Genomic DNA, 26,513 nt, shown 5'->3' with positions numbered 1-26,513 from the left:
AAGTACGGAGAACCACCATGAAACCTTCGATGGCAATAAAACCTCTGGTTTTTGCAATCGCTGCGGTCTTGGCTGTTGCTGCACAAGCTGGACAGAACGATCGGCGTGATCACCATGGTCATCACAACAATCACCACACCCCTCCTCCAACAGTGATCCATACCGACGCGACCGCCACTGCGCACGATAAGCAGACCAGTACCGGCAACCGCGTCTACAACGAAGGGACTGAGAACTCCGCCGAGATGAGCAGCTCTGCCTCAGGCGCGAGCGGCAACGTCGGCGTTAACGTCGCAGCAGGCGCCGGCAACCAACAAGACAACGCGGCCGCCATCGCAAACGCGGGTTCCACCTCCAGCCTCGATAACAGCTTCGTGTTCGGCAATGCCGACGCCAGCGCTCGAGTCACGCAATACGGCAACAACAACAAGGTCTGGAACTACGGCACCCAAAACTCTGCTGTGATGAGCGGATCGGCCGATGGCAGCAGCGGCAATATGGGGGTCAACATTGCTGGTGGCGACCTCAACCAACAGAAAAACACCATGGCAATTGCCAACTCCAATGCCCCACTGGGTAACGCATCAGCCAGCGCCTCTGCCGATCAAAGCAGTCCTGGCCTGACCGTGAATAACAACGCTGATCGGACCTACCGCGTGGATACTATTACGGTAACCAAAACGGCCAGCGGTAGTTTCTCTAAAGATAAGTCGTTCGATGTTAGCGGCAGTCAAAGCGCTTCTTCGAGCTGGGCCGCGGCCGGTGCCAAGAGCTCTAATTCCAGCGGCTCCCTTAGCGTTGATATAAGCGGTTCGAAAAGCAGCAATGCGAGCGGTTCCAACAGCAGTTCTGCGAGCGGTTCTAACAGCAGTTCTGCGAGCGGTTCCAACAGCAGTAGTGCAAGCGGTTCTTCGAGTGCATCCTTGGATGCTTCCTTGAGCGCTACTTTGGACGCTGCTGCGGCGGCTTCCCATTCCACTACCGTCAATAATGGCCGTGGCGATCGCACTCGCAGCAGCAGCTCCGACGCATCGCTTACCGCATCGCTTGACGCATCGCTTAGCGTATCGGTAGACAAATCGTTCGACAAATCGCGCGATTCCTCGTTCGACAGATCTCGCGACTCCTCGTACGACAGGTCTCGCGACTCCTCGTACGACAAATCGCGCGATTCCTCGTTCGAAAAATCGTTCGATAAGTCGTTCGAGAAATCGAACGCCTCCTCGTTCGAAAAATCGGGCAGCAAATCGTCTGAATCCGAGTTCGCAAAAGCGGGAAGCTTCAGTGAGAGCAGTTCATTTGATTTGAGCAACACCTATTCCTATCAAGTGCTGACTCCAACTGGCTGGGCCAACCCTGTGACCAACACTGCAACCCTGAGCGGTTCGGTGAATGGTGGCAGTGGCAACCTGGGCGTCAACGTGGCTGCCGGTGTGGGTAACCAACAAAGCAACTCGCTGTCCATTGCCAACCAGTCGTTCTAATTGTTGTCTCTTGAGGCCCCCTTATGGGGGCCTTTTTCAACACAACCAGAAGGCGTCCCACTATGCGCATTATCGCCTTGGCATTTTTGCTTTGCGTGGCCAGTGTGATCGAGGCTGCACAACTGCCGCTTTCCGTCCTGCCGGGCGGCGCGGTGGTGTATAAGCCGATCCAGAGCATACGCGAGCGTAAATTTGCCGACCTGGTGCAACAGAAAACCGACTTCAGTTGCGGCGCAGCTGCGCTGGCGACCGTATTGCGCCAGGCCTATTGGCTGGACGTAAACGAAGAACAAATCATCGAAGGCATGTTGTCAAACTCCGATCAGGATCTTGTCCGCGTCCAGGGTTTTTCCATGCTCGACATGAAGCGCTACGTGGAAAGTATCGGCATGCGGGCCCGTGGCTACCGGGTAGCGACGGAAACGTTGAGCCAGATCAGAATTCCGGTTGTGGTGCTCATGGATATCCGCGGCTACAAACATTTCGTGGTCATGCAAAAAGTCCATGAGGGCTGGGTATATATCGGAGATCCGGTACTCGGTCATAAACGTTACAAAGTCGACGACTTTGTAAAAGGCTGGAACGGCATCATCTTTGCCGTCATCGGCCAGGGCTACGACAAAACCAATGCGTTGCTCGACCCACCCCTGCCACTGACCGCCAAGAACCGCATCAACACCTTCAGCCCGGTGCAAGACGCAGAGTTGATGGATTTCGGATTCATCCAAAGCGACTTCTTCTAATGACAAGGGAGCACGACGCTCCGGGAGCATTCCAATGAAGACTCCAATCTGGCTGGCCGTGGTTTGCCTGGCCGCCAGCCTGCCGACCCAGGCACAGATATTCAAACCCATTGAACTGAACGATCAGGAATTGGCGAGCCTGCGAGGCCGCTATGTCATGCCGGGACGGATCGTCAGTTTCGGCATTGTCATGACCAGCACTTGGCAAAATGCCAACGGTGAAGTGATCGGGGCAACTTCCTCGATGCAAATTCAACAATCGACCATCACGCCACAGTTCTATGTGTCGATCATCAACGAAAAAGGTAATGGCTCAGCGAGTTCGCAAGGCACCGGTACCGTCACTGGCGGCAGCGGCCTCAACACCACCGAAGGTGTCACTCAAGTCGTGCGTGCTGCCGGCGACCATAACACTGCCTACAACAACGTTGATATCAACGTCACAAAGGCTAACCAAGCGCCAGATACGCAACAGCAGGGCCAGGCGCTGGCCGCAGGCTCGACGTTGGTCGGCGCCAATGGCGCGGGCTCGCTGAGCATTTCCTCGGCCGGTACGGGTGTGCAACTCAACATCGTGGCCAACAACAACCAGGGCAGTACCGTACAACGCCTGGCCCAGGGTGGGCTGATGCAGAATACGACTTTGCTCGGCGGTGGTAACCAGGTCCGCAACCTCACGTCCCTCAATGTCGTACTGCGTGACAACGCAGCGACAGGCGGGTCGCTGAACGGCAACCTTGACCAGCTCAAAGGTCTTCGCACTCAAGGATTCTGATCTACGCTCAGTCTCATCAGATGAAGTCAGAAGGGACGGCTAACCCATGCACCGATCGTTAACGTTCAGAGCTATCGTTTGTTTGAGTAGCCTGGCCCCGGCGACACTGCTATACGCAGCACCGGACCCCCAGGTCGAGATACTAAAACAAGAACTCATGGAGTTGAAACAGCGTTACGAAGCACAACAGAACGCGCTGATGGTACTCGAGCAACGCGTTCGCCAAGTCGAAGAAACACCTGCGACACCGGCTCCCAAACGCCTGACCAAATCCCCCGCCGAAGCGCCCAAGGGTGGCCAGACGGTGGCCGCCGGTGCGCCGGGAACCACAGGCAGTTCATACGGCCAATCGCTCAAGGATGACTCGGAGCCTGCGCAAAGTGTTTCCAACCTGTATGACGAAGCCAGCGGCTTCTTCGGTGGCGGCAAGTTCAGCCTCGAAACGGGCCTGACCTACACGCACTACGATACCCGTGCGCTGACGCTCAATGGCTTTCTGGCACTGGACTCGATTTTTCTTGGCAACATCGATATCGACCGTATCAAGGCGGATAACTGGACACTGGACCTGACCGGCCGCTACAACGTGGCACAACGCTGGCAGTTCGACATTAACGTCCCCGTGGTTTATCGCGAATCAACGTATTCCTCCGGTGGCGCAGGTGGCGCAGGCCCGGTGACGTCGGACTCAACCGTTACCCGCGACCCGACCATCGGCGATGTGAACTTTGGCGTTGCTTACAAGTTTCTGGATGAGTCGGCCAGCCTGCCCGACGCGGTCGCTACACTGCGCGTCAAGGCGCCTACCGGTAAGGATCCATACGGCATCAAGCTGATCAAGGACCCGAACAACGATAACCTCTCGGTACCCGAGGACTTGCCTACCGGCAATGGTATCTGGTCGATCACCCCGGGTATTTCGCTGGTCAAGACCTTCGACCCGGCCGTGCTGTTCGGCAGCCTGGCCTACACCTACAACATGCAAGACTCTTTCAGCGACATCAGCCCTCAGGTCAACTCCAAGGTACGCGGGGACGTGAAACTGGGCGATTCCTGGCAGGTCGGCGCCGGCATTGCATTCGCCTTGAACGAGAAAATGAGTATGTCGTTCTCGTTCACCGATCAGTTCGCCCGCAAGAGCAAGATCAAGCCGGACGGTGGCGATTGGCAATCGATTACCAACAGCGATTACAACTCGGCCAACTTCAACATCGGCATGACCCTGGCAGCAACCAATAACCTGACAATCGTTCCCAACCTGTCCATCGGACTGACCGACGACTCGCCAGACTTTTCCTTCAGCCTGAAATTCCCGTACTACTTCTAATCCACGACAACAAAGCCCCGCTGCGACTTCAATCCCGGCGGGGCTTTTTTTTACTATAGATCTTGCGTCTAACGTATCTGATGCTTGTGCAACAAACGGTAGAAGGTAGGCCTGGATATCCCCAGCACCTTGGCGGCGATGCTCAAATTATCGCTGTGGCGGTTAAGTACATCGCACAAGGCCTGGCGCTCTGCCCGGTGCTTGTAGTTTTCCAGCGTGCCCATCGGCGCGGCAATGGCCTGCTGGCTGATCAGCCCCAGGTCTCGCGCTTCGATCTGCCGGCCTTCGGCCAGTACCAACCCGCGACGTACCCGGTTGGCCAGCTCGCGCACATTGCCCGGCCAGTCATGCTTGCCCATGGCAATCAAGGCGTCTTCACTGAAGCTGCGCGGACGGCGGCCGGTTTCATGGCTGTAGAAATGGGAAAAGTGGTTGGCCAGCATCGACAAATCGCCATTGCGCTCACGCAGGGGCGCGGTCGCGACCTGCAACACGTTCAGGCGGTAATACAGATCTTCACGAAAGCGTTTCTTCTCGATCGCGGCCTCAAGATCGACATGGGTCGCCGCCAACACCCGCACATCCACGGGAATCGGCTGACTGCCGCCCACCCGCTCGATGTGCTTTTCCTGGAGGAAACGCAACAGGTTCGCCTGCAGTTCCAGGGGCAGATCACCGATTTCGTCGAGAAACAGCGTGCCGCCGTTAGCCGCTTCGATCCGCCCGACCTTGCGTTGATGGGCGCCAGTGAAAGCACCCTTCTCGTGGCCAAACAGTTCGGACTGGATCAAGTGTTCGGGAATTGCGCCGCAATTGATCGCGACAAAGGGTTTGCTGTGACGTTGGGATTGTCGATGGAGCGTGCGGGCGACCAGTTCTTTACCGGTACCGCTTTCACCACGGATCAACACCGGAGACTCGGTGGGCGCCAGCTTGCTTAGCAACTTGCGCAGTTCGCGAATGGGTTTGCTGTCACCAAGCAGCTCGTGCTCAGGCTGATCAATGTGAACCGTGCCCTGCCCACGCAGGCGTGCCATCCCGAATGCTCGGCCCAGCGTCACCTGAACCCGGGATACATCGAATGGCAAGGTATGGAAATCGAAGAACCATTCGCAGACAAAGTCCCCGACATTCTGCAATCGCAGGACTTCCTGGTTGAGTACGGCGATCCACTCGGTACCGCTACGGCTGATCAGCTCTTTGACGGCTTCCGGGCGTTCGAGGTGAAAAGGCTGCAAACGCAACAGGCCGACATCGCAGGTTTTATCGGCAACGTTTTCCAGGGTGCAGCTGTCAACGTCCCAACCCACAGAGCGTAAAACCGGCAGCAGACGATGACAGTCGTCGCAAGGGTCCACTACTAACAGACGTCGTAAGGCAGGCGCTTCGATCATGACTGTTCCTTGGCGCCAAATTTATGAAATTTTATTAAAAACAGTCGTTTGGCGGACCTGGCTGTAACGTTAGCAATAATTTGACGTGACCTTGTACCGTTTGACTATAGGGCGGTTGCGTTATTAGTTATAAGAGGTGACTTAGTTAGTGGCCTAACGAGTCCTGCCTTTCATTCAGCTTTCAAACCCTGTCCACACCTTGAGCCAATGAAAGAAAGTTGATATTTCTTTTAATTGTATGTGACCCGCCCCCCGGTTGCGGGCATCAGTACAAGTAACCAGCCGAACGGTAAGCCCAACCGACGGCACATCACTTGATTGGGCATACAGAGAGAAAAACCCATGAACGCCCCGCTCCGCATCAACGAAGCTCTTTTGATTGCCGACCGCGCATTCCAACCGTTCCAATGCGTGGCCTGGGCCCCACAAGACGGCAATGGCGAACTCAGCCTGACCGTTATCGATCGCACCAACACCCGCAGCATCGGCCGTAAGCAGATCCCAAGCAGTGCCTATACCGATCCTGCGCAACTTGAATGCCTGCTTGAAGCGGCACGTGCGGAATTGAGCGAGGAGGGTTACAAACTCCTATCGTGGTCGATGCCACACTAAGCGTTTTGCGGGTTACCCAACGGTAACCCGCGCCCTCCCCCGATTATTCTTCGAACTTGCACGCGCCTAACTACTTGGCAGGCTTGTCAGTGGTTCGAAAAGACACTGTTCTGGCACACAACGACCCTCCGCCTGTTAGTTATGACAGTTGTGCATCCAGGCGTTCAGGGATTGAATGTTTCCTTATACAGTCGCCACCCAAACTCCCGGTTCAGGACGACTCGCAAGGAGCTGCGTGCATGTCAATCCAGACCGCGTTTGCATTACCGGCAACACTGAGTGACGCCGGGAAACTTGATACAACCTTTGCCTCGTCTGGCAAAACCCAGGTGTATTTCGCTGGCAGCCTCTCAAGCATGGCCAACGGGGTCGCGATTGATTCACTTGACAGGTTGCTGGTGGCGGCCAAGGTCGGAACGCCAGGCGGCAGTCGCTTCGGCCTGGCTCGCTTGCTCGAGGACGGCTCGGCGGATCTGGCGTTCGGCAATCAAGGCAGCGTCATCGGGCAATTTCAACACGGCTTCGAGGCCATGGCCGGCAAAGTCCACGTACTGCCCGATGGGCACATTCTGGTGGCCGGCCTGCACTACGAAAATGCTCACCGGACACTGCCCGCCCTCGCCCTGTTCGATCAGCACGGTCGGCCGGTTCAATGTTTTGGCGACAATGGCCGCTGCGTCGTGCGTCTGCCGGGCGGTCTTTCCCAAGGCGTGCGTGACACTTGGCTACCCCCTGGCGTATCGGGCGCAGAAGGTTGTGATATCTGCGTGCAGGAGGATGGTCGAATCCTGCTGCAGGCCAATCATCACTTCGAACTGTCCGATCATGTCGGCATGCTGATACGACTCAACACCGACGGCTCGCTGGACGACACCTTCAACGGTCGTGGCTTCGTGATTGTCAGGCACTTGCTGATGAATACCTGGCTCAGCAGCCTGATGGTGCAACGAGACGGCCGGATCCTGGTGGGCGGGTCGATCAACTTCCCTGAAGAAGGTCTGCTGGCCCGCTATCACACCGACGGCAGGCTCGACGATTGTTTTGCCGTGGATGGTTTCATGACCTTCAAGGCACGTGGGTATAGCGCTCAGGTCAGCCGGATCGTCCAACAGGAAAATGGCGATGTGCAGTGTTTTGGCAGCAGCCGCGACCCGATGCATTGCCTGGCACTGAAAGTACACAGCAATGGTCGCCCGGACATTCATTGCAATGGAGGCCAGGCCCAACTGCTGGAAATCGGTCACAGTGGCTGCCAGTGGACCGACGCACAGGCGCTGCCGGACGGCTGCGTGGTGACGGTCGGGGCCACGATCGGTGGCGTCGAGGCGGATTTCATTCTGGCGCGGCATATGCCCGACGGGCAGCTCGATCGCAGCTTCGGCAATGGCTCCGGCTGGGTTCGCACCCGCCTGGGCCGCAGCCTGGATACCGCGACTTCCGTGGTCATGCAGGCCGATGGAAACATCGTCGTCGGAGGCTATTCACTGGACGGCAACTATCGAGCGATCGTCGCACGCTATCTGCGGTAGGCCTGCACAGCTTTCCTGCACTTGATCTTCCCTTCCGCTTACGGCAAGTTGCGCGCTTCTTAATACAAGGAGTAGCCGATGCCCGGTTCAATGGCTCAGGCGTTCGCGCACAATTTTCTCGGGCATTCACCCCGCTGGTACAAGGCAAGCATTGTCGGTTTCCTGATTCTCAACGCACTGGTGTTGTGGACCGTCGGCCCGGTGGTGGCCGGTTGGCTGCTGGTGCTGGAGTTCATCTTCACCCTGGCCATGGCGCTCAAGTGTTATCCGTTGATGCCCGGCGGCCTGCTGCTGATCGAAGCACTGTTGCTGAAAATGACCACGCCCCAGGCACTCTACGACGAACTGGTGCACAACTTCCCGGTGATCCTGCTGCTGATGTTCATGGTGGCCGGCATCTACTTCATGAAAGACCTGCTGCTGTTTCTGTTCTCACGACTGCTGCTCGGGATTCGCTCCAAGGCGCTGCTGGCGTTGATGTTCTGCTTCCTGTCGGCGTTTCTGTCGGCGTTTCTTGATGCCTTGACCGTGACCGCCGTGATCATCAGTGCAGCCGTCGGGTTTTACTCGGTGTATCACCGCGTCGCCTCCGGCAACGATCCGCGTCAGGACAGCGAGTTTGGCGATGACCAGCACCTGCCCACACTCCATCACGCCGACCTCGAACAATTCCGCGCCTTTTTGCGCAGCCTGCTGATGCACGGTGCCGTGGGGACCGCACTGGGCGGTGTTTGCACATTGGTCGGTGAGCCGCAGAACCTGTTGATCGGCCACGAGATGGGCTGGCACTTCTCTGAGTTCTTTCTGAAAGTCGCCCCGGTTTCATTGCCAGTCCTGGTGGCAGGCCTGGTGACCTGCGTCCTGCTGGAGAAACTTCGCTGGTTCGGTTACGGCACGCTGTTGCCGGACAACGTGCGTGCGGTTCTGGCCAATTACGCCGCCGAAGACAATGCCGAACGCACCTCGCGCCAACGTGCAGCGCTCATCGTGCAAGGATTGGCGGCGCTGATTCTGATTGCGGGGCTGGCGTTCCACATTGCTGAGGTCGGCCTGATCGGCTTGATGGTGATCGTGCTGATCACCGCATTCACTGGCATCACCGACGAGCACCGTATCGGCAACGCGTTCAAGGACGCCATGCCGTTCACAGCGCTGCTGGTGGTGTTTTTCGCGGTGGTGGCGGTGATTCACGATCAGCAACTGTTCACGCCTTTGATCCAGTGGGTGTTGGCGCTGCCAGCGGATCAACAGCCGGGTATGCTGTTTATTGCCAACGGCTTGCTGTCGGCCATCAGCGATAACGTGTTCGTCGCGACCATTTACATCACCGAAGTGAAACAGGCCTTCATCTCTGGCCACATGAGCCGTGAGCATTTCGAGACACTGGCGATTGCGATCAACACCGGAACCAACCTGCCGAGCGTGGCGACGCCCAATGGTCAGGCTGCGTTTCTGTTCCTGCTGACCTCGGCGATCGCACCATTGATTCGCCTGTCGTACGGACGGATGGTGTGGATGGCGTTGCCGTACACCGTGGTGATGGGTGTTCTTGGCTGGTATGCAGTGAGTTTCTGGCTGTAACCACCGACCAAACCTGTGGGAGCGGGCTTGCTCGCGAAAGCGGTGTGTCATTCAACATTGATGTTGCCTGACACGGCCTCTTCGCGAGCAAGCCCGCTCCCACATTGGTTGTGTGTTGTTAGTGAGGGAGGATGTAGCGCTCGATTGCCTGGGCCGCGCCGTCCTCGGTGTTGGCGCCCGTCACCACGTCCGCCTGGCGCTTCACCGCCTCTTCCGACTGCCCCATGGCGATCGACAAGCCTGCGCGGTGAAACATCGCCGGGTCGTTGCCGCCATCGCCCAGCGCCGCAGTCTGCTCCAGCGGCACACCGAGAAATTCGGCCAGTGTCGCCAGCGCTGCACCCTTGTTGGCTTGTATCGCGGTCACATCAAGATAAATCGGCTGCGAACGTGAGACCTGTGCCTGGCCTTCCACTTTGGGCAGCAGGAGCGCTTCCAGCTCAATCAACAACTGCGTGTTGTTGCTGGTGGCGACGATCTTGTCGATGCGTTCCAGGTACGGCTCAAAACTCTCCACCACCACTGGCGGATAACCCAGGCCGTGCTGTTCACGAGGCACCATTGGGCCGTTCGGATCTTTCAGCAACCAGTCGCCACCACTGAACACCCAGATTTCGATGTCCGGCCGGTCGGCAAACAACGCCAACGCCGTCAACGCCGCCGTCGCCGGCAAGTAATGCGCGACCAGCAAACTGCCGTCCGGGTTTACGATCGTGCCGCCATTGAAGGCTGCCGTTGGCAGGTCGACGCCCAGGGCTTCAATCTGCTGCAACATGGCTTTGGGTGGACGGCCGGTGGCCAGGCTGAAGAACACGCCTGCTTCGCGCAAGGAACGGACCGCTTCAATCGTGCGTTGGCTGAGGCTGTGATCGGGCAGCAACAAAGTGCCGTCCATGTCACTGAGCAGAAAACGGATGGGGTGCGACGTTGTATCACTCATCCGAGGCCATGCCAGACGCGACCATCGCGAGTCAGCAGATCTTCTGCAGCCTGCGGGCCGTCTTCGCCAGCGGCATAGCTCTGCACGCTCGTGTCCTGCTGCCAGGCGTCGAGGAATGGCTGCACGGCGCGCCAGCCGTTCTCGATGTTGTCGGCGCGCTGGAACAGCGTCTGATCGCCGGTCAGGCAATCGTAGATCAGGGTTTCATAGCCGGTGGACGGCTGCATTTCAAAGAAATCCTTGTAGGCAAAGCCCAGTTCGATATTGGCCATTTTCAACGCCGGGCCGGGCCGTTTGGCCAGCAGATCGAACCACATGCCTTCGTTGGGTTGAATCTGGATTCGCAGATAGGTCGGCTGCAACTCATCGACCTCGGTATCGCGGAACTGCGCATACGGCGCCGGTTTGAAGCAGATGACAATCTCGGTGTCGCGCACGCTCATGCGCTTGCCGGTGCGCAGGTAAAACGGCACGCCGACCCAGCGCCAGTTGTCGATCATGACTTTCAGCGCGACGTAGGTTTCGGTATTGCTGTCGGGCGCCACGTTGTTTTCCTGGCGATACCCCGGCAACTCGTTGCCGTCGATTTCGCCGGGCGCGTATTGGCCGCGCACCGAGTTGGCCAACGCTTCCTCGACCGACCAGGGACGAATCGCACCGACCACCTTGGCTTTCTCGCCGCGTACCGCATCGGCGCCAAAGGCGGCCGGCGGCTCCATCGCGACCATCGCCAGCAACTGGAACAGGTGATTGGGCACCATGTCCCGCAAGGCGCCGGTGTGTTCATAAAAACTGCCACGGGTTTCCACGCCGACGGTTTCGGCGGCGGTGATTTGTACGTGGTCGATGTAGTGGTTGTTCCAGAACGCTTCGAACAGGCTGTTGGAGAACCGGCTGATCAAAATGTTCTGTACGGTTTCCTTGCCCAGATAGTGATCGATCCGGTAGATCTGGTTTTCCGTCATCACCTTGAGCAAACAAGCGTTCAAGGCTTCGGCAGTATGCAGATCGGACCCGAAGGGTTTTTCGATTACTACCCTTCTAAACGCTTCTGACGACTCTTGCAGCAAGCCGGCGGCGCCGAGACGACGCACCACTTCACTGAAGAAACGTGGCGCGGTGGCCAGGTAGAAGACGGCGTTGCCGGTGCCGCTGGCGGCGATTTTTGCCGCCAGCGCTTGATAGGTGCTGTCGTCCAGGAAGTCGCCCTGGACGTAGCTGATGCCTTTGGCCAACTTGGCCCACAAGTCCGGGTCAAGGGCTTGATCGCCCTTGCCGACCTTGGCGGCCACTTCGGCCCGAATGAAGTCTTCGAGTTTTTTCGCAAAGGCTTCATCGGTGATGGCGTTGTGGTCAACGCCGATGATCCGCAGTCCATCACCAAGCAGACCGTCACGACTCAGGTTGTACAGCGCCGGCATCAGCAGACGCTTGACCAGATCACCATGGGCACCGAACAGAAACAGCGTGGTCGGTGGTGCGGGTTCTGCCTTGGATTTATTGCGGATCAGACGGGTCATTTTTTCGAAGTCTCCACGTGACCGCCGAAGCCGAAGCGTTGGGCCGAGAGAATCTTGTCGCCAAAGGTGCCTTGCCCGCGCGAGCGGTAGCGGGAGAACAGTGAGTTCGACAGCACCGGTACAGGCACCGACTGCTCCATGGCGGCTTCGATGGTCCAGCGACCTTCACCGCTGTCTGCCACCGACCCGGAGTAACCATCGAGTTTCGGATCGCTGGCCAGCGCGTCGGCGGTCAGGTCGAGCAACCAGGACGACACGACGCTGCCACGACGCCAGACTTCGGCGATGTCGCCGACGTTCAGGTCGAAACGCTGGTCTTCCGGCAGGTTGGTGCTGGCCTTGGTCTTGAGGATGTCGAAGCCTTCGGCGAAGGCCTGCATCATTCCGTATTCGATGCCGTTGTGGATCATTTTCACGAAATGCCCCGAACCGGCCGGGCCTGCGTGGATGTAACCGCGCTCGGCACGATCGTCTTCGGACTTGCGGTCCTTGGTCCGAGGAATGTCGCCCAGGCCCGGTGCAAGGCTCTCGAACAGCGGATCAAGGCGTTTAACTACCTCGGCTTCGCCGCCGATCATCATGCAATAACCACGCTCCAGGCCCCAGACGCCGCCGGAGGTGCCGACGTCGACGTAGTGCAGGCCTTTCTCCGACAGGGTTTTCGCCCGGCGGATGTCGTCCTTATAGAAGGTGTTGCCGCCGTCGATGATGGTATCGCCAGCTTCGAGCAAGGTGCTCAGGGTGTCGATGGTGTCTTCGGTCGGTGCGCCGGCCGGCAGCATGACCCACACCGCACGTGGCTTGGCCAGGCCAGCGACCAGCGCCGGAAGGTCGATGACGCCAGAGGCGCCTTCTGCGGCCAGGGTGTCGACAAAGGCGGTATTGCGGTCGTAAACAACGGTGGTATGACCGTTGAGCATCAGGCGCCGCGCAATATTGCCGCCCATGCGGCCCAGTCCAATAATCCCGAGTTGCATGTGCTGATGCTCCCTACTACAAATAAATGTGTGTCAAAGGTTATAGCCCAACGCGACTAATGAGGGTTAGTCCAGAGCGTTGGCACATAGTTTCCGGGCATTGTGCCCGATCCAGATTGATAACGTCGGTAATCGCGCCGAAGACACAACGACCATGAAAAATAAAAAAGTTCCCTTCCGGGGCAAAAGAAATCAAAATCAGCGCCGATAGTAAGTCAGCACCCGATTTCGGGGCAGGTTTACAGTTGAGGCAGCCATTTGCGAGGTGAGCAATGGGCACAGTACACGCAGCACGGCCAGCACAAACCCTTTACGTCACGATCCGTCGCGATGAATTACGCCAGTTGAAAGACGAGAACGACCAGTTGAAGCAGGAGCTCGCGCAACTGCGCTTGTTGACACAAAGCAATCAGGCCCAGCCTTTGCCCGTCACTCACCGTGTGCCTCACGCCTGATCCCCTCGCTTGATTCGGAAGCAGCCCACTGCTGTTTCCGACCTGCCATCCCCCTTTTGACAAACCCGGCCACTCACTAAGTTTTCACATCTGCCTGTTGATACTCCCGCGCCCTATGGCCGTTCGGTATCCGCGCCCACCCCTTCAAGTCTAAACAAACAAGCGAGCTTGTTCCCACAGGGATTCAACTGTCAGCAATATCGCAAAGATAATAATTATTCTCGTTTAGTGCTAAATCCCGCCTCTCCCCTTCGTCTTTGAACAAACGGAATTTTTCCATCGACGACAAGGAGTTGGCTGCGATGTTCGCGCCTATCACCCGTTCCATGACCTTTACCCTGGGCCTGTGCAGTGCCGCCCTGTGCCCCGACTTGCTGGCTGAAACCGGCCCTGACAAAGAGCCTGGCCGCACCCTCGAACTGGGCGCCACCAATGTGACCGCCCAAGGTTTGGCCAGCACCACGGAAAACACCGAGTCGTACACCACTGGCGCCATGAGCACTGCGACGCGCTTGAACCTGTCAATCAAGGAAACGCCGCAATCGGTGTCCGTGGTCACGCGCCAGCAAATGGACGATTTCAAACTCGGCACGCTGTCTGAAGCCATGAGCCAGACCACCGGCGTGGTCGTTCAGCACAACGATTCGGACCGGGTCAGCTATTCGTCCCGGGGTTACTCGATCACCAATTTCCAGATCGACGGCATGCTGAACACCTTCAGCTACATGAAGTCCGATTCAGACACCATCATCTACGACCGCATCGAAGTGGTCCGCGGTGCCACCGGCCTGACCACCGGCGCGGGCGACCCGTCGGCCACCATCAACATGGTGCGTAAACGGCCGACGGCGCAGTGGCAAGTCCAGACCGGGGTCAGCGGCGGCAGTTATGACGACTACTACAGTTATCTGGATGTCGGCGGTCCGCTGGCTTTCGACGGCCGCCTGCGCGGACGCAGCGTGCTGGCCTATCGCGACAGCGATTCGTTCCGTGACAAGTACCAGCAACAACGGGAGGTCGGTTACGGCATTCTCGAAGCCGACCTGACCGATGACACCGTGTTGGCCGTGGGTTACGACTATCAGAACAAACACGTCCAGGGTACGTCCTGGGGCACGGTGCCGTACTGGAACGCTGACGGTGGCAAGGCCAACCTCGGACGCTCCACCAACATGGCCACGTCGTGGAGTTCCTGGCCGCTCAAGGACAAAACCGCGTTCGCCACGCTGGAACACCAACTGGGTGCCGGCTGGCACGCCAAGGCCGCCTACACCCATCGCGAGAGCGACACCGACGGCAAGATCTACTACGGCGGCGGCGGGTTCCCCGAGGCTGATCGCAGTGGCATGAGCGCCAACGTCAGCCACATGCTCAGTACGCAAAAAATGAAGGCTTATGACTTCAACGTGGCCGGCCCTTACTCGCTGTTCGGACGGGAACACGAAATGATGATCGGCTATGGCGAGGCCGAGCGCCGGGAAGATTCCCCGTACATGGTGGACGGCCCCAGGGCGGCGGATTACGAAAGCATCCGCGACTGGAAATACATGGGCGACATCGCCAAGTTCCCCGACACGGTCACCAGCCTTTCAGGCTCAAAAGACAGTACCCGCCAGAAGGCCAGTTACCTTGCCACTCGCCTGAGCCTGACGGATGACCTGCATGCCGTACTCGGCAGTCGTTATGGCAGCTGGAAAGTGTCGAGCAAGACCAACAAGTACGACGACAACCTGCAACTGAGCAGCGTCGATGCCAGCAGCCAGGAACACAACGACATGTGGACGCCCTACGCCGGGCTCCTCTATGACCTCACCCCCGAATACACGGCGTACGTCAGTTACACCGACATCTTCAACCCGCAAGACAACCGCGACAGCCATCGCAAATACCTCGAACCGGTGGTGGGCAGCAACTATGAACTGGGGCTCAAGGGCAGCCTGCTGGAAGAGCGCCTCAACCTCGCTACCGCGCTGTTCTGGAGCAAACAGGACAACGTTGCCGAAGTCGACGATTCGGTGCCACCGGACCCGGTCACCGGCAAGGAGTTCTTCAAGTCAGGCGGCAAAGGCAACAAGGTTCAGGGCTTCGAAGCTGAGCTCTCGGGCGAGGTCATGGCCGGCTGGAACATGACGGCCGGCTACACCTACACCCACTCGGCGAATGGCGAAAAGAAACGCGCCAATACCAACCAGCCGCTGAATATGTTCCGGCTCTCCACGGCCTATCGTCTGCCCGGCAACTGGCAGGCACTGACCGTCGGTGGCGCGGTGAACTGGCAGAGCGATGTGTTCCGCGCCGCCAGTCGCCCGGTGGGACGTAGTGCTGACGGTGCGGTGATCACCGAAAGGACCAAGATCCGGCAGGAGGCCTACACCGTGGTCAAACTGATGTCGCGTTATGAGTTCGACAAGCACCTGTCCGCCTCGCTGAACGTCGATAACCTGTTCGACAAGAAGTATTACGATAACGTCGGGTTCTACAACGGTGTGTTTTGGGGTGACCCGCGCACGGTGACCCTGAGCCTGGACTGGAAGCTCTAGGCGCAGGTAATTCCCATTTGACGGAATCGGCGGATAATGTCCCTTCGACATTGCTTCATGGACGAAAGGACCCGACAACTCGTAGTGGGGCACACCATGAAACGTACAACCATGATCCTCGCCGGCCTGATGATCTTCAGTTCAACAGCTGCATTCGCCGAAGGTGGCGCTGAACGCATGCGGTATTACTTTGAGAGCCTGCGACTGAGCCAAGAGGCGAATCAAAGTAGCGCCAGCAACACCACTGAAATCAGAGTTCCTGACGATCAAACCGCGCAAGTGACAGAGCACTACAAACCGTAACGACAAAGGGCGTCCTGATGGACGCCCTTTTTCTTTGCTCGTAATACCTTAAAGCGCCTTGGTCCAAAACAGCATCCGACCGTGCGCCGGGTCGAACATGCCTGCGGCAAAACCGAACTTGCCATAGGACGCCTGGGCGACTGCATTACCTTCCAGCACCTCCAGCGTGATTTTGCAGCAGCCGCGCTGGCGAGCGATGTCCTCGACCTTTTGCAGCATCTTCTGGCTCAACCCCAAGCCACGAAATTTCGACACCACACACACATCATGCACGTTGACCAACGGGCGACAGGCGAAGGTCGAGAAACCTTCAAAGCAATTGACCAGCCCGGCCGGCTCGCCACCGACGAAGGCCAGAACGCTGAACGCGTGAGGACGTTTGGCCAGTTCCGCCGGCAGTTGCTTCAACAAGTCGGCGGGCAAGGAGTGGCCGCCACCCATCGGGTCTTCGGCGTAAGCATTTAGCACCAGCCCAATAGCCTCGGCATGCACCGGATTGGTGTAACTGGCCTGAAGTACAAGAATTTCTGCGGATTCCATTTCCACCCTCGTTCACACGTTAAGTCGCCCCAGTGCATCTCGCACTGAAGGGCCGACCGACAATATCGCGGGCACAGCCGTGTCGACAACCGGATCCTGCTGTAATTTTTCGCTCAAGCGCCCCAGATCAGCGCCTCGGTCCACCCCAGCTCGGCAAAATCCTCAGCCCTCAGGCCTGACTCACCGGCACAGAAAAACTCGTCCAGTTGCGGCGGTTTGACCGAGGTGCCGCTGAGCATGGCGTGAACCTGCCCGCGATGATGGATCTGGTGCTCGAACAGATGGGACAGCAGGCGCAAGCGGCTGTCATGTTGCGGCGTGTCCCGGGCGATGGTCACGACCTTCCCGAGGTCTGCATCGCGCATTTGCTCGCAATAGGCGATCAGTCGAAGGTCCACCTGCGCTTGTTCGCGCTTGAGGTCTACTGCGTGCGCAAACGGCTCGTCCTGGTTGAAAAACACATAGCATTCGGGATGCGGGTCATCGCCGCGCAACTCCCGCTCCAGCGCATCCAGGTAAAACCAGTCGCAGGTCAGGATGTGATTGAGGGTGGCGCGCAGGCTGGGAAAGAAGCTGACCCGCGGTGCCGCCAGATCGGCCGGGCTCAACTGGCTCCAGGCCTTGGCGAGTCGATGATTGGCCCAGGCGTTCTGATAGGCCATGGTCAGCAAATGGTGCGACAGAGGCTGATTCATGTTCGCGGCTCCTTGTTCAAGCTTCGGCGAAACGTTGCAGCTGCATTTCCTGTAAACGGCTGAGGGTGCGGCGGAACGGAAACTCCAGATAACCCTCGGTGTACAACGATTCCATGGGCACCTGCGCTTCGAGGCACAGCGGCACCTTGCGGTCGTAGCACTCGTCCACCAGGGCGATGAAACGCCGTACACCGTCGTCATGCACCGACAATTGTGGCAACTCGCGATCGCCCGCCACCACCCGCTCGACGCCGTCTTCAGTGCCTCGGGCAATGCGCCCTTCGCGCTTTTGCGCGCTGAGGTTGGGCACGTCACTCAACAGAATAGCGCTGAAGGTGTCGCACAGGGCGATGAAATCCATGGCGGCAAACGGCTGCTCACAAAGATCGGCGTAACGAGTCCAGAGTACGGTTGGACTGGCCTGCACGACATTGAGTGAGCGGTAGCCGACCTTGATCGGATCACTGGACACCGACTGGCCGACGGTCAATGCCTTGAACACTTCACCCAGAGCGCTGGGTTGCCCCGGTGCCGCCACCCAGTAGCGTTGCAAACCTTTGCCGGGATGCAGGCGATGATCTTCGCCGCCATCCACCGCAATCACCTGCATATGTTTCTTGATGGCCTCGATGGCGGGCACGAACCGGTCGCGATTGAAGCCATCGGCATACAGCTGATCCGGTGGCTGATTGGAGGTACAGACCACCACCACGCCCTGCTCGAACATCACCTGAAACAAACGCCCGAGAATGATGGCGTCGCCGATGTCGTTGACGAACAGTTCGTCAAAACACAGCACCCGCACCTCCTCGCTCAGTTCGCGAGCCAGCGCCTTCAACGGGTCGGCGGTGCCGGTCAGCTGAAACGAACGCTGATGCACCCAGCCCATAAAGTGGTGAAAGTGTTGGCGGCGGGCCGGGACCTTCAGGCTTTGGTAAAACTGGTCCATCAACCAGGTTTTGCCGCGCCCGACCGGACCCCAGAGGTACACGCCAGTGATCGGCGTGCGCCCTTCATGCAGCGCCTCGTAGCATTTCTGCAGCGCCCAGACGGCATGTTCCTGGGCTTCGTCCTGGACGAAGCCCTTCTGTTCGATGGCGTGTTGCCAGGCGCTTAAGGGGGAGTCGACATTCATGCGCGGCAGTATGCCATGCGCCCTGGTTAGAGAGAGATGTCTAGTCGGGCAATCTTGCCCTGTTCATTCAGGCGAAACATGTAGCGCAATTCCAGCGGGCTGCCCGGAAACGTTCCGGAGATCAGGTTATGCACCAGCACTTTGCCGGTGCGCAGTTGCACGTCGAGTACTTCAACCCGTGGCTGGTAACGCTGGGCGGTGTCTTGCATCCATTGCGCGATGGCGTGTGTGCCGACCTGATGCTGGCCTTCATCGAACACATTGGCATCCTCGGCGAAAAAACTGGCGACCCGCGAGGTGTCGCGGGCATTCGCGGCAGCAATGTAGGCGGCGATGGCGGGTGCCAGTGAAGAGGCGGGATTGGACATGGTTACGGCTCCTTGTTTGTTGATTCTGGAGCCATGCTAAAACAAGCCTGTGTCAGTTCTTGTCAGGAGTGAAGCGCCCTGCTTCGTCCAGTTGCATCTGCTTGCGCCAGGTGCGCAACAGGTCGCTGCGCCGCCCCGGATAACGCTCGCCCTGCTCGTTCGCTGCCGAGATCCGGTCAGTGCGAAAGGTTCGATAGGCGCTGCGCAACTCACACCAGGCGACGATGATTCGCACCTCGTTCAGAAACCCCAGGGCCAGCGGCCAGATCAGCCGTTGACTCGGCACCTGATGGGCGTCCGCGTAATCGATGTGCAGCTTGATCTGATCACGGATGGCCTGACGAAACACATTCAGTGGTACCGCGTTGGGCGCGAAGCCATACCCGGGCGGCCCCGGCAACACCGTCGGGTTGCGTAACGCGTCCAGCGCTTCAGGCGCCAATACCGCAGCAATCTTGGCCAGCGCATCCGCCGCAGCCTTGCTCAACACCTCATCGCCACGCTGATCCACATAGCGCAACCCCAGCACGATGGCTTCGGTTTCATCGGCGTTGAGCATCAACGGCGGCAGAAACAAACCGCTGCGCAGCACATAACCGATCCCCGCTTCGCCGTAGATTGGCGCGCCAAGGGCGGTGAGTTCGGCGATGTCGCGGTACAGCGTACGCTCGGAAATCTCCAATTCGCTGGCAAGCGTCGCCGCGGTCACCGGACGACTTTTGCCGCGCAGCACTTGCAACAAGGTCAGTAAACGAGTGGTACGCGACACAATCGGCAGGCTCTGTCCGTAAAAGTTGTCGGAGCTTAGCAGAGGACCCTGTCAGAAAGTGGCAGTAGCGTTTTGGCCGGTGGTCGGCCTTTCTCTTGCGAACGGAAAAGCGTCTTGACTGTGAATATTACTCGCATCATATTAAATACATGTCGCTAGACATTTATATTCGCCCCCCAACGCTTTTTCCTTCAGGAGTCATCCCATGCATTACAAAGTCTTCGGCCGCAAAACCGGCTTGCGGGTCTCGGAACTGGCGTTGGGCGCTGGTAACTTCGGCACCGGTTGGGGCCATGGCGCCGAGCGCGACGAAGCCAAACGCATTTTTGATGGCTACCTGGAGGCCGGCGGCAATTTCATCGACACCGCCAACGGCTATCAGGCTGGCCAGTCGGAAGCCATGCTCGGCGAGTTCATCGCAGCGGAACGGGATCGCCTGGTCATCGCCACCAAATACACCTTGGGGACCACGCCGGCTGCGGGCATTTCCCACACCGGCAACAACCGCAAGAACATGGTTCGCGCCGTGGAAGAAAGCCTGAAACGACTTAACACCGACCACATCGACCTGTTCTGGGCCCACATGAGCGATGGCGTGACGCCGATGGAAGAGATCCTGCGTGGTTTCGACGATCTGGTGCGCGCCGGCAAGATTCATTACGCCGGGCTGTCGAACTTCCCGGCGTGGCGCATCGCTCGGGCTGATTTGCTGGCCGAGGTTCGCGGTTTCTCACCGATTGCTGCGATTCAGGTGGAATACAGCCTCGCCGAACGCACCGCCGAACGTGAACAGCTGCCGATGGCCGAAGCCTTGGGCCTTGCCGCTACGTTATGGTCACCGTTGGGTGGCGGGTTCCTCACCGGCAAGTACCGCACCAACGATGGCGACAACCGCGCCGCCAAACTCGGCATGCTGATCCACGCCGAGAAAAGTGCCCGTGAAACCGCCCTGCTTGACACTTTGCTGGCCGTCGCTGAGGAACTGGGCGCCAGCCCGACGCACGTCGCCATTGCCTGGCTGCGGGAAAAAGCCCAGCGTTCGACCACGGCGCTGATTCCGATTCTCGGCTCGCGCACCCGTGAGCAACTGGATGCGACCTTGGGTGCGCTGGATGTGCAGTTGAGTGCTGAACAGGTGTCGCGACTTGAGGGTGTCAGTGCTGTGGCGATGGGCGTGCCCCATGAATCCATTGCCGGGTCGATGGCGCGATTTACCGGGGCTGAAACCCTGGATCTGCCAATCATTCCAGTGGCCTGACACAGATCGAAATGTGGGAGGGAGCTTGCTCCCACATTTTGGTTTGTGTGTTACCGGTCGACTTTGTGTTTAGCCGCATAGAGGCACAGCATTTCCATCGCCAACGTCGCCGCTGCCAGTGAGGTAATGTCCGCACTGTCGTAGGCCGGTGCCACTTCCACGACGTCCATCCCCACCAGATTAATCCCGCGCAAGCCGCCGAGGATTTCCAGCGCCTGCACCGTGCTCAAGCCGCCGCACACCGGCGTTCCGGTGCCTGGAGCGAAGGCCGGATCGAGGCAGTCGATGTCGAACGTCAGGTACACCGGGTGATCACCGACCCGCGCCCGAATGGCCTCGACAATCGCATCAACACCACGTCGATGCACTTGTCGCGCATCCAGCACTTGGAAACCCTGGTGATCGTCATTGGTGGTGCGCAAGCCGATCTGTACCGAACGCGACGGATCCACCAACCCTTCCTTGGCCGCGTGCCAGAACATCGTGCCGTGATCGACGCGCTTGCCGTCTTCGTCCGGCCAGGTGTCGCTGTGGGCGTCGAAGTGGATCAACGACAGCGGACCATGTTTGCGCGCATGAGCCTTGAGCAGCGGATACGTGATGAAGTGATCCCCGCCGAACGTCAGCATCGCGCTACCGGCGTTGAGAATGTGTTCGGCATGGGCTTCGATGCTTTCCGGCACCGACTGCGGTGTGCCGTAATCGAAGTCGCAATCGCCGAAGTCGATGACCGCCAGATGGTCGAACGGGTCGAAGGCCCATGGCCAATGGCGTTCCCAGGCAATCCCGGTGGACGCGGCACGAATGCCGCGTGGTCCGAAACGCGCACCGGGACGGTTGCTGGTGGCGGTGTCGAACGGGACACCGCTGACCGCTACGTCGACGCCGCGCAAGTCGCGACTGTAGCGTCGACGCATGAAACTGGTGATACCGGCGTAGGTACTTTCGGCGGCAGTGCCGTAGAGGCTGTCGCGGGTCATGGCCTGATCGTTTTGCATCGGGACGTCCATCTCAGGTTCCTTATTATTGGCGGCTACGGAAAGTGGTCCACAAGCGAGTGCGTTGACGCAGGTCCTTGAGGCTCATGCTGCGATCGGCGTACAACCGGCCACGCACGTCAGCCAGTGGGTAGATGTCCGGGTCGGTGCGCACCGCCTCATCCACCAGCGGTGTTGCGGCCTGGTTGGCCGTCGCGAAGAACAGTTCATTGGTCAGTGCCGCGACGGATTCCGGTCGCAGCATGAACTCGATAAAGGCGCGGGCGGCTTCGGGGTGAGGCGCGTCCTTGGGGATCGCCAGGTTGTCCTGCCAGACCAGCGTGCCCTCTTGCGGAATCCGGTACGCCACTTCGAACGGCTTGTTGGCCTTGCGCGCCTGATCGGCGGCCATGCTGGCGTCACCGTTGTAGGTCAGCGCCAGGCAAACGCTGCCGTTGGCCAGATCGCTGATCTGCCGACCGGTCGCGACGTACAGCACATTGGGTTGCAGCTGATGCAACAGCGCCTCGGCGGCTGTCAGATCAGCCTTGTCGGTGCTGTAGGGATTTTTACCCAGGTAATGCAGCGCCAGGCCGATCACTTCCTGAGGCGAGTCGAGAATGGCAATGCCGCAGTCTTTCAGTTTGCTGGCGTATTCAGGCTTGAACAGCAGGTCCAGGCTGTTGAGCGGCACGTCCGGCAAACGCTGCTTCACGGCTTCGACATTCATCCCCAATCCCAGGGTGCCCCAGGTGTAGGGCACGCCATAACGGTTGCCGGGGTCGACAGCGGCGAGTTTTTCCAGCAAATCCGGATCGAGGTTGGCGTAACCCTTGAGGCCTTCGTGGGGAATCTCTTTCAACGCACCGGCTGCCAATCCACGAGCCAGCACGCTGGAAGACGGCACGACCACGTCATAACCGCTGCCCCCGGTGAGCAATTTGGTTTCGAGCACCTCCGAAGAATCGAAGGTGTCGTAGCGCACGTGAATACCGGTTTCCTGCTCGAAACGCTGCAAGGTTTCAGGTGCTACGTAATCGGACCAACTGTAGAGATTCAGGACTTTTTCCTCGGCCTGGGCCGATACGGCCATGGCGAGGAACAGCGCGGGTAAACACAGCTTGAACATGGGAGCCATGACGAAACACCTGACCAGATGAAGTGGATGCAGAATGCGTCGTCGGATACATTGGTAAAATACCAAGTTAATTATCCTGACTTTATCCCGGAGTAATGTTTGATGCTCGGCCAACTCCACGATCTCGATCTGCAACTGCTGCGCCTGTTCGTCAACGTGGTGGAGTGCGGCGGTTTCAGCGCGGCTCAGGGTGAGTTGGGTTTGAGCCAGTCGAGCATCAGCCAGCAAATGGCCAAACTGGAAACCCGACTCGGCTATCGCCTGTGCAGTCGCGGCAAGGGTGGTTTCAAGATCACGCCCAAGGGCGAACAACTGCTCAGCGCGACTCGCAGCCTGTTCGAGTCCATCGAAGCCTTCCGCCATCAATCCAACGGCGTGGCCGGGCGCTTGATCGGCGAGGTTCGTCTGGGGCTGTCCGAAGCGCTCGATCAATCCGTGCTGCAACGGGTGGCCGATGCGATCCGGCGCTTTCGTGAACGGGACGAATCGGTCCGCATCGAATTGATCAGCGCCATGCCCGGCGAAATGGAACGGTTGCTGCTGCAACAACGACTGGACCTGGCAATCGGCTATTTCTCACAAGTGCAAAGCGCTTTTGACTACCGCGAACTGTTTACCGAAACCCAGCACCTGTATTGCGCCGCCGGCCATCCGTTGTTCACCGATGATGCACCTGACGATCTAGCGCTACAGGCTTGCGATCGGGTCGATCACCCTTACCGCTTCCTGCGCAGCGACGAACCCTTCCAGGGGAAGATGTGTTCGGCGCGCTCGGAGCAAGTCGAAGGCACCCTCGCCTTCATTCTCTCCGGCAAGCATGTCGGTTACTTACCCGAACACTTTGCTCGCAGCTGGGAAGACAAGGAATTGCTGCGCGCCGTGCGCCGTGCCGATATGAGTTTCGACGTGGCGTTTCATCTGGCCCGCCATCGCGCCCAGGTGCCGGGGGATGCGCAAAAAGCTTTTGAAGAGGATCTACTCGCGGCGTTCGCCTGATTACCCACGATCCCTGTGGGAGCGAGCTTGCTCGCGATAGCGGCGCACCAGACAGCATCAATGTCGCCTGACACTCCCTCTTCGCGAGCAAGCTCGCTCCCACAGGGATTGTGCAGGTATCGGGCTCATCGCTCGCCACAAAATAGTCTTTCTGGCATCCTGCGCCTCCATTTTTTGACCCGGCCCGCCTTCTGGCACGCACACCACCATGACCGCCTCTGAAAAAGCCCCTGCCCCGCGCAATAACGACCTGATTTACGGCCTCGACGACCGTCCGCATCTGACCGCCACCGTCTTCGCCGCCCTGCAACATGTACTCGCCAGTTTCGTCGGCATCATCACTCCGACCCTGATCATGGGGGGCGCTCTCGGCCTGCAAAGCGAAGTGCCGTACCTGATCAGCATGGCGCTGTTCGTCTCGGGGCTGGGCACGTTTGTTCAGGCACGACGTTTCGGTCCGATCGGTTCCGGCCTGCTGTGTCTGCAAGGCACCAGCTTCTCATTCATCAGCGTGATTCTCAGTGCCGGCTTCATGGTCAAGGCCCGGGGCGGCGGCACCGATGAGGTCCTGTCGACCATCTTTGGTGTGTGTTTTTTCGCTGCTTTCATCGAAGTGGTGTTGAGCCAGTTCATCGGCAAATTGCGGATGCTGATCACCCCGGTGGTGACCGGCACGATCATCACGCTGATGGGCCTGTCGCTGATCAAAGTCGCCATGACCGACATCGCCGGCGGTTTCGGTGCGGCGGACCTCGGCGCGGCCAGTCACCTGGCCCTGGCGGCCCTGGTGCTCGGTACGATTGTGGTGTTGAACCGGGTCGATGTGCCGTTCCTGCGCCTCGGTGCGATCGTCATCGGCCTGACCCTCGGCTATGTCGTGGCCTGGCTGATGGGTGACGTCAATTTCGCCAGCCTGCCCGACATCCCTTTGATGAGCGTGCCGGTACCGTTCAAGTACGGTTTTAATTTCGATTGGGTGGCGTTTGTGCCAGTGGCGGTGATTTTCCTGGTGTCGCCGCTGGAAGCCGCCGGTGACTTGACCGCCAACTCGATGATTTCCCGGCAGCCCGTCAAAGGCCCGATCTACCTCCGTCGGATCAAGTCCGGACTACTCGCCGACGGCCTCAATTCGGCCATGGCCGCCGTGTTCAACAGCATGCCGATGGTGACCTTCGCCCAGAACAACGGCGTGATTCAGCTCACCGGCGTGGCCAGCCGCTACGTGGCGTTCTTCATTGCCGGTTTGTTGGTGCTGCTGGGGTTGTTCCCGATGATCGGCGCGGTGCTGCAGTTGATGCCCAAACCGGTACTCGGTGGCGCTGAACTGGTGATGTTCGGCACCGTCGCCGTCGCCGGAATCAAGATCCTCGCCGAAGCCGGCCTGCACCGGCGCAACATGCTGATCGTGTCGATTTCCCTCGGCATGGGCCTGGGTGTCGCGGCGGTTCCGGAAGTGCTGCGCGAGTTGCCGAAGGCGCTGCACAACATCTTCGAATCGCCGATCACCGTCGGCGCATTGTGCGCCATCGTGCTGAATATCTTCCTGCCTGAAGAATTCTTTGAGCTGGAAGAAGACGATTTCGATCCGGAAGCTTCGATCCTGCGGGTCATGGAAAACCCGCCGGCCACTGAAACAGCCGCCAGCCTGAACCGCTAAAGGGACCGTGCTACATTCGTTGCGACTCCGCTTGGCAGAAGGTTGACCGCACGTTGAACAAGAAAACCGGCATCCGGGCCGCTCAGGCCCATCAAACCCGAACCCGGATTCTCGAAGCGGCCGTGAAGGTATTCACCCGCGACGGCTACTCCGGGGGGCGGGTGGAGAGCATTTCCCGCGAGGCCGATTCCAACGACCGCATGCTCTATTACTACTTCGGCAGCAAAGAGCAGTTGTTCATCTGCGTACTGGAACACACCTATGAGCAATTCAACAAAGCCGAAAGCCAGCTCAAGCTGGACCTGAACACTCCGCTGGTGGCCCTGCAGGATCTGGTGGCGTTCGTCTGGAACTACTACGTCGAACACCCGGAATTCGTCGCCATCCTCAGCAACGAAAACCTGCACAACGGCAAGCACGCCCAACAGTCCAGCGAGTTGCGCCGGTTGTCGGGAGAAGCCGTCGGCGTATTGCGGCCAATCATTGCGGCGGGTCAGGTTCAGGGTTTGTTTCGTCAGGATCTGGACATCAAGCATGTGTATTTGATGATCGCCTCGCTTTGCTACTTCTATAACTCCAACCTGCACACCCTCAGTTCCTTCCTGGGGGAGGATTTGGCGGACAAGGGGCAGCGGGAGGATTGGTTGGGGTTTATCAAGGATCTGGTGGTGCGGGGGGTGATGCGGTTGCCCGAACAGGATCAGGATCAGCGTTAACAGCGCCGGCCTCTTCGCGAGCAAGCCCGCTCCCACATTCGATCTATGCCCGCCAGAGATCTAATGTGGGAGCGGGCTTGCTCC

At 58.8% G+C, this 26,513-nt stretch carries 25 protein-coding genes; 14 read left to right on the top strand and 11 right to left on the bottom strand.

The window, feature by feature from the left end:
• Nucleotides 1-17 precede the first annotated feature (17 nt).
• The 4 genes from ACYZTZ_RS12135 (at nucleotide 18) to ACYZTZ_RS12120 (ending at nucleotide 4,329) form a co-directional block, all read left to right on the top strand.
• The gene (locus ACYZTZ_RS12135; protein ID WP_461998358.1) at nucleotides 18-1,484 is read left to right on the top strand and encodes a heme utilization protein; all 1,467 of its coding nucleotides are present in this window, start codon (nucleotides 18-20) and stop codon (nucleotides 1,482-1,484) included.
• A gap of 62 nt (nucleotides 1,485-1,546) precedes the next feature.
• Nucleotides 1,547-2,227: a C39 family peptidase gene (locus ACYZTZ_RS12130; protein WP_461998357.1), complete on the top strand. Its 681-nt coding sequence runs from the start codon at nucleotides 1,547-1,549 to the stop codon at nucleotides 2,225-2,227.
• A gap of 34 nt (nucleotides 2,228-2,261) precedes the next feature.
• Nucleotides 2,262-3,002, top strand: coding sequence for a hypothetical protein (locus ACYZTZ_RS12125; RefSeq protein ID WP_461998356.1), 741 nt, complete (start codon nucleotides 2,262-2,264; stop codon nucleotides 3,000-3,002).
• A 46-nt stretch (nucleotides 3,003-3,048) separates the two neighbouring features.
• Nucleotides 3,049-4,329 (top strand): coiled-coil domain-containing protein, encoded by a 1,281-nt coding sequence (locus tag ACYZTZ_RS12120; RefSeq protein ID WP_461998355.1) that lies wholly within the window; start codon nucleotides 3,049-3,051, stop codon nucleotides 4,327-4,329.
• 68 nt (nucleotides 4,330-4,397) lie between these two features.
• On the opposite strand, the gene ACYZTZ_RS12115 is transcribed toward ACYZTZ_RS12120, so the two are convergent.
• Nucleotides 4,398-5,723, bottom strand: a complete 1,326-nt coding sequence (locus ACYZTZ_RS12115; protein ID WP_129444367.1) for a sigma-54 dependent transcriptional regulator — start codon at nucleotides 5,721-5,723, stop codon at nucleotides 4,398-4,400.
• Between the two features lie 342 nt (nucleotides 5,724-6,065).
• On the opposite strand from ACYZTZ_RS12115, the gene ACYZTZ_RS12110 reads away from it, so the two are divergent.
• The 3 genes from ACYZTZ_RS12110 to nhaB all read left to right on the top strand — a co-directional run bounded on the left by ACYZTZ_RS12110 (nucleotide 6,066) and on the right by nhaB (nucleotide 9,445).
• Entirely contained in the window at nucleotides 6,066-6,335 is a 270-nt protein-coding gene (locus ACYZTZ_RS12110) for a hypothetical protein (protein WP_282479154.1), read from the top strand.
• A gap of 239 nt (nucleotides 6,336-6,574) precedes the next feature.
• Nucleotides 6,575-7,864, top strand: a complete 1,290-nt coding sequence (locus ACYZTZ_RS12105; RefSeq protein ID WP_461998354.1) for an NHL repeat-containing protein — start codon at nucleotides 6,575-6,577, stop codon at nucleotides 7,862-7,864.
• 78 nt (nucleotides 7,865-7,942) lie between these two features.
• Nucleotides 7,943-9,445: a sodium/proton antiporter NhaB gene (gene nhaB / locus ACYZTZ_RS12100; protein WP_461998353.1), complete on the top strand. Its 1,503-nt coding sequence runs from the start codon at nucleotides 7,943-7,945 to the stop codon at nucleotides 9,443-9,445.
• A gap of 118 nt (nucleotides 9,446-9,563) precedes the next feature.
• Here nhaB and ACYZTZ_RS12095 read toward each other — a convergent pair whose 3' ends face one another.
• From ACYZTZ_RS12095 to gnd, 3 genes are read right to left on the bottom strand one after another with little or no spacing between them, the layout of a single operon-like run.
• The gene (locus ACYZTZ_RS12095; RefSeq protein ID WP_461998352.1) at nucleotides 9,564-10,385 is read right to left on the bottom strand and encodes an HAD family hydrolase; all 822 of its coding nucleotides are present in this window, start codon (nucleotides 10,383-10,385) and stop codon (nucleotides 9,564-9,566) included.
• Nucleotides 10,382-11,905, bottom strand: coding sequence for a glucose-6-phosphate dehydrogenase (zwf, locus tag ACYZTZ_RS12090; protein ID WP_461998351.1), 1,524 nt, complete (start codon nucleotides 11,903-11,905; stop codon nucleotides 10,382-10,384). The genes ACYZTZ_RS12095 and zwf overlap by 4 nt, the downstream gene beginning before the upstream one ends.
• A complete protein-coding gene (gnd, locus tag ACYZTZ_RS12085; protein ID WP_056739989.1) occupies nucleotides 11,902-12,882 on the bottom strand; it encodes a phosphogluconate dehydrogenase (NAD(+)-dependent, decarboxylating) in 981 nt (326 codons plus the stop codon). Before gnd ends, zwf begins: the two co-directional genes overlap by 4 nt.
• Before the next feature lie 272 nt (nucleotides 12,883-13,154).
• Here gnd and ACYZTZ_RS12080 point away from each other — a divergent pair, with 272 nt between their 5' ends.
• The 3 genes from ACYZTZ_RS12080 to ACYZTZ_RS12070 all read left to right on the top strand — a co-directional run bounded on the left by ACYZTZ_RS12080 (nucleotide 13,155) and on the right by ACYZTZ_RS12070 (nucleotide 16,180).
• Nucleotides 13,155-13,337, top strand: coding sequence for a DUF6026 family protein (locus ACYZTZ_RS12080; protein WP_461998350.1), 183 nt, complete (start codon nucleotides 13,155-13,157; stop codon nucleotides 13,335-13,337).
• 302 nt (nucleotides 13,338-13,639) lie between these two features.
• On the top strand, nucleotides 13,640-15,877 hold the full coding sequence (locus tag ACYZTZ_RS12075; RefSeq protein WP_461998349.1) for a TonB-dependent siderophore receptor: 2,238 nt from the start codon (nucleotides 13,640-13,642) through the stop codon (nucleotides 15,875-15,877).
• A gap of 96 nt (nucleotides 15,878-15,973) precedes the next feature.
• Nucleotides 15,974-16,180 (top strand): hypothetical protein, encoded by a 207-nt coding sequence (locus ACYZTZ_RS12070; RefSeq protein WP_461998348.1) that lies wholly within the window; start codon nucleotides 15,974-15,976, stop codon nucleotides 16,178-16,180.
• Between the two features lie 48 nt (nucleotides 16,181-16,228).
• Here the strand turns inward: ACYZTZ_RS12070 and ACYZTZ_RS12065 are convergent, their stop codons facing one another.
• From ACYZTZ_RS12065 to ACYZTZ_RS12045, 5 genes are all read right to left on the bottom strand, one after another.
• Entirely contained in the window at nucleotides 16,229-16,720 is a 492-nt protein-coding gene (locus ACYZTZ_RS12065; RefSeq protein WP_008149916.1) for a GNAT family N-acetyltransferase, read from the bottom strand.
• Nucleotides 16,721-16,833: 113 nt separating this feature from the next.
• Nucleotides 16,834-17,415: a DinB family protein gene (locus tag ACYZTZ_RS12060; protein ID WP_461998347.1), complete on the bottom strand. Its 582-nt coding sequence runs from the start codon at nucleotides 17,413-17,415 to the stop codon at nucleotides 16,834-16,836.
• A 16-nt stretch (nucleotides 17,416-17,431) separates the two neighbouring features.
• On the bottom strand, nucleotides 17,432-18,550 hold the full coding sequence (gene zapE / locus ACYZTZ_RS12055) for a cell division protein ZapE (RefSeq protein WP_461998346.1): 1,119 nt from the start codon (nucleotides 18,548-18,550) through the stop codon (nucleotides 17,432-17,434).
• A 26-nt stretch (nucleotides 18,551-18,576) separates the two neighbouring features.
• Nucleotides 18,577-18,918, bottom strand: a complete 342-nt coding sequence (locus ACYZTZ_RS12050; RefSeq protein ID WP_008069241.1) for a nuclear transport factor 2 family protein — start codon at nucleotides 18,916-18,918, stop codon at nucleotides 18,577-18,579.
• Between the two features lie 52 nt (nucleotides 18,919-18,970).
• Nucleotides 18,971-19,687: a helix-turn-helix transcriptional regulator gene (locus tag ACYZTZ_RS12045; RefSeq protein WP_461998345.1), complete on the bottom strand. Its 717-nt coding sequence runs from the start codon at nucleotides 19,685-19,687 to the stop codon at nucleotides 18,971-18,973.
• A 205-nt stretch (nucleotides 19,688-19,892) separates the two neighbouring features.
• Between ACYZTZ_RS12045 and ACYZTZ_RS12040 the strand changes: the two genes are divergently transcribed.
• A complete protein-coding gene (locus ACYZTZ_RS12040; RefSeq protein ID WP_461998344.1) occupies nucleotides 19,893-20,945 on the top strand; it encodes an aldo/keto reductase in 1,053 nt (350 codons plus the stop codon).
• A gap of 50 nt (nucleotides 20,946-20,995) precedes the next feature.
• On the opposite strand, the gene speB is transcribed toward ACYZTZ_RS12040, so the two are convergent.
• Both speB and ACYZTZ_RS12030 read right to left on the bottom strand, forming a co-directional pair.
• A complete protein-coding gene (speB, locus tag ACYZTZ_RS12035) occupies nucleotides 20,996-21,955 on the bottom strand; it encodes an agmatinase (protein ID WP_461998343.1) in 960 nt (319 codons plus the stop codon).
• 13 nt (nucleotides 21,956-21,968) lie between these two features.
• Complete coding sequence (locus ACYZTZ_RS12030) at nucleotides 21,969-23,060, bottom strand: polyamine ABC transporter substrate-binding protein (RefSeq protein WP_461998342.1); 1,092 nt, start codon at nucleotides 23,058-23,060, stop codon at nucleotides 21,969-21,971.
• 102 nt (nucleotides 23,061-23,162) lie between these two features.
• Here ACYZTZ_RS12030 and ACYZTZ_RS12025 point away from each other — a divergent pair, with 102 nt between their 5' ends.
• The 3 genes from ACYZTZ_RS12025 to ACYZTZ_RS12015 all read left to right on the top strand — a co-directional run bounded on the left by ACYZTZ_RS12025 (nucleotide 23,163) and on the right by ACYZTZ_RS12015 (nucleotide 26,429).
• Complete coding sequence (locus ACYZTZ_RS12025) at nucleotides 23,163-24,056, top strand: LysR family transcriptional regulator (protein WP_461998341.1); 894 nt, start codon at nucleotides 23,163-23,165, stop codon at nucleotides 24,054-24,056.
• Nucleotides 24,057-24,264: 208 nt separating this feature from the next.
• Complete coding sequence (locus ACYZTZ_RS12020; RefSeq protein WP_461998340.1) at nucleotides 24,265-25,713, top strand: nucleobase:cation symporter-2 family protein; 1,449 nt, start codon at nucleotides 24,265-24,267, stop codon at nucleotides 25,711-25,713.
• Nucleotides 25,714-25,766: 53 nt separating this feature from the next.
• The gene (locus tag ACYZTZ_RS12015; protein WP_461998339.1) at nucleotides 25,767-26,429 is read left to right on the top strand and encodes a TetR/AcrR family transcriptional regulator; all 663 of its coding nucleotides are present in this window, start codon (nucleotides 25,767-25,769) and stop codon (nucleotides 26,427-26,429) included.
• Nucleotides 26,430-26,513 lie beyond the last annotated feature (84 nt).

It is taken from the genome of Pseudomonas sp. LB3P58, from assembly GCF_054897895.1.
This window is presented reverse-complemented; position numbering and strand designations above follow the sequence as displayed.

Coding starts and splice junctions, on each gene's coding strand:
- ACYZTZ_RS12125 (WP_461998356.1), top strand. CDS start 2,262: ATGAAGACTCCAATCTGGCTGGCCGTGGTTTGCCTGGCCGCCAGCCTG.
- ACYZTZ_RS12025 (WP_461998341.1), top strand. CDS start 23,163: ATGCTCGGCCAACTCCACGATCTCGATCTGCAACTGCTGCGCCTGTTC.
- zapE (WP_461998346.1), bottom strand. CDS start 18,550: ATGAATGTCGACTCCCCCTTAAGCGCCTGGCAACACGCCATCGAACAG.
- ACYZTZ_RS12095 (WP_461998352.1), bottom strand. CDS start 10,385: ATGAGTGATACAACGTCGCACCCCATCCGTTTTCTGCTCAGTGACATG.
- ACYZTZ_RS12110 (WP_282479154.1), top strand. CDS start 6,066: ATGAACGCCCCGCTCCGCATCAACGAAGCTCTTTTGATTGCCGACCGC.
- ACYZTZ_RS12135 (WP_461998358.1), top strand. CDS start 18: ATGAAACCTTCGATGGCAATAAAACCTCTGGTTTTTGCAATCGCTGCG.
- ACYZTZ_RS12060 (WP_461998347.1), bottom strand. CDS start 17,415: ATGAATCAGCCTCTGTCGCACCATTTGCTGACCATGGCCTATCAGAAC.
- ACYZTZ_RS12075 (WP_461998349.1), top strand. CDS start 13,640: ATGTTCGCGCCTATCACCCGTTCCATGACCTTTACCCTGGGCCTGTGC.
- ACYZTZ_RS12040 (WP_461998344.1), top strand. CDS start 19,893: ATGCATTACAAAGTCTTCGGCCGCAAAACCGGCTTGCGGGTCTCGGAA.
- ACYZTZ_RS12020 (WP_461998340.1), top strand. CDS start 24,265: ATGACCGCCTCTGAAAAAGCCCCTGCCCCGCGCAATAACGACCTGATT.
- ACYZTZ_RS12065 (WP_008149916.1), bottom strand. CDS start 16,720: ATGGAATCCGCAGAAATTCTTGTACTTCAGGCCAGTTACACCAATCCG.
- gnd (WP_056739989.1), bottom strand. CDS start 12,882: ATGCAACTCGGGATTATTGGACTGGGCCGCATGGGCGGCAATATTGCG.
- ACYZTZ_RS12080 (WP_461998350.1), top strand. CDS start 13,155: ATGGGCACAGTACACGCAGCACGGCCAGCACAAACCCTTTACGTCACG.
- ACYZTZ_RS12050 (WP_008069241.1), bottom strand. CDS start 18,918: ATGTCCAATCCCGCCTCTTCACTGGCACCCGCCATCGCCGCCTACATT.
- ACYZTZ_RS12115 (WP_129444367.1), bottom strand. CDS start 5,723: ATGATCGAAGCGCCTGCCTTACGACGTCTGTTAGTAGTGGACCCTTGC.
- speB (WP_461998343.1), bottom strand. CDS start 21,955: ATGGACGTCCCGATGCAAAACGATCAGGCCATGACCCGCGACAGCCTC.
- ACYZTZ_RS12130 (WP_461998357.1), top strand. CDS start 1,547: ATGCGCATTATCGCCTTGGCATTTTTGCTTTGCGTGGCCAGTGTGATC.
- zwf (WP_461998351.1), bottom strand. CDS start 11,905: ATGACCCGTCTGATCCGCAATAAATCCAAGGCAGAACCCGCACCACCG.
- ACYZTZ_RS12070 (WP_461998348.1), top strand. CDS start 15,974: ATGAAACGTACAACCATGATCCTCGCCGGCCTGATGATCTTCAGTTCA.
- ACYZTZ_RS12105 (WP_461998354.1), top strand. CDS start 6,575: ATGTCAATCCAGACCGCGTTTGCATTACCGGCAACACTGAGTGACGCC.
- nhaB (WP_461998353.1), top strand. CDS start 7,943: ATGCCCGGTTCAATGGCTCAGGCGTTCGCGCACAATTTTCTCGGGCAT.
- ACYZTZ_RS12030 (WP_461998342.1), bottom strand. CDS start 23,060: ATGGCTCCCATGTTCAAGCTGTGTTTACCCGCGCTGTTCCTCGCCATG.
- ACYZTZ_RS12120 (WP_461998355.1), top strand. CDS start 3,049: ATGCACCGATCGTTAACGTTCAGAGCTATCGTTTGTTTGAGTAGCCTG.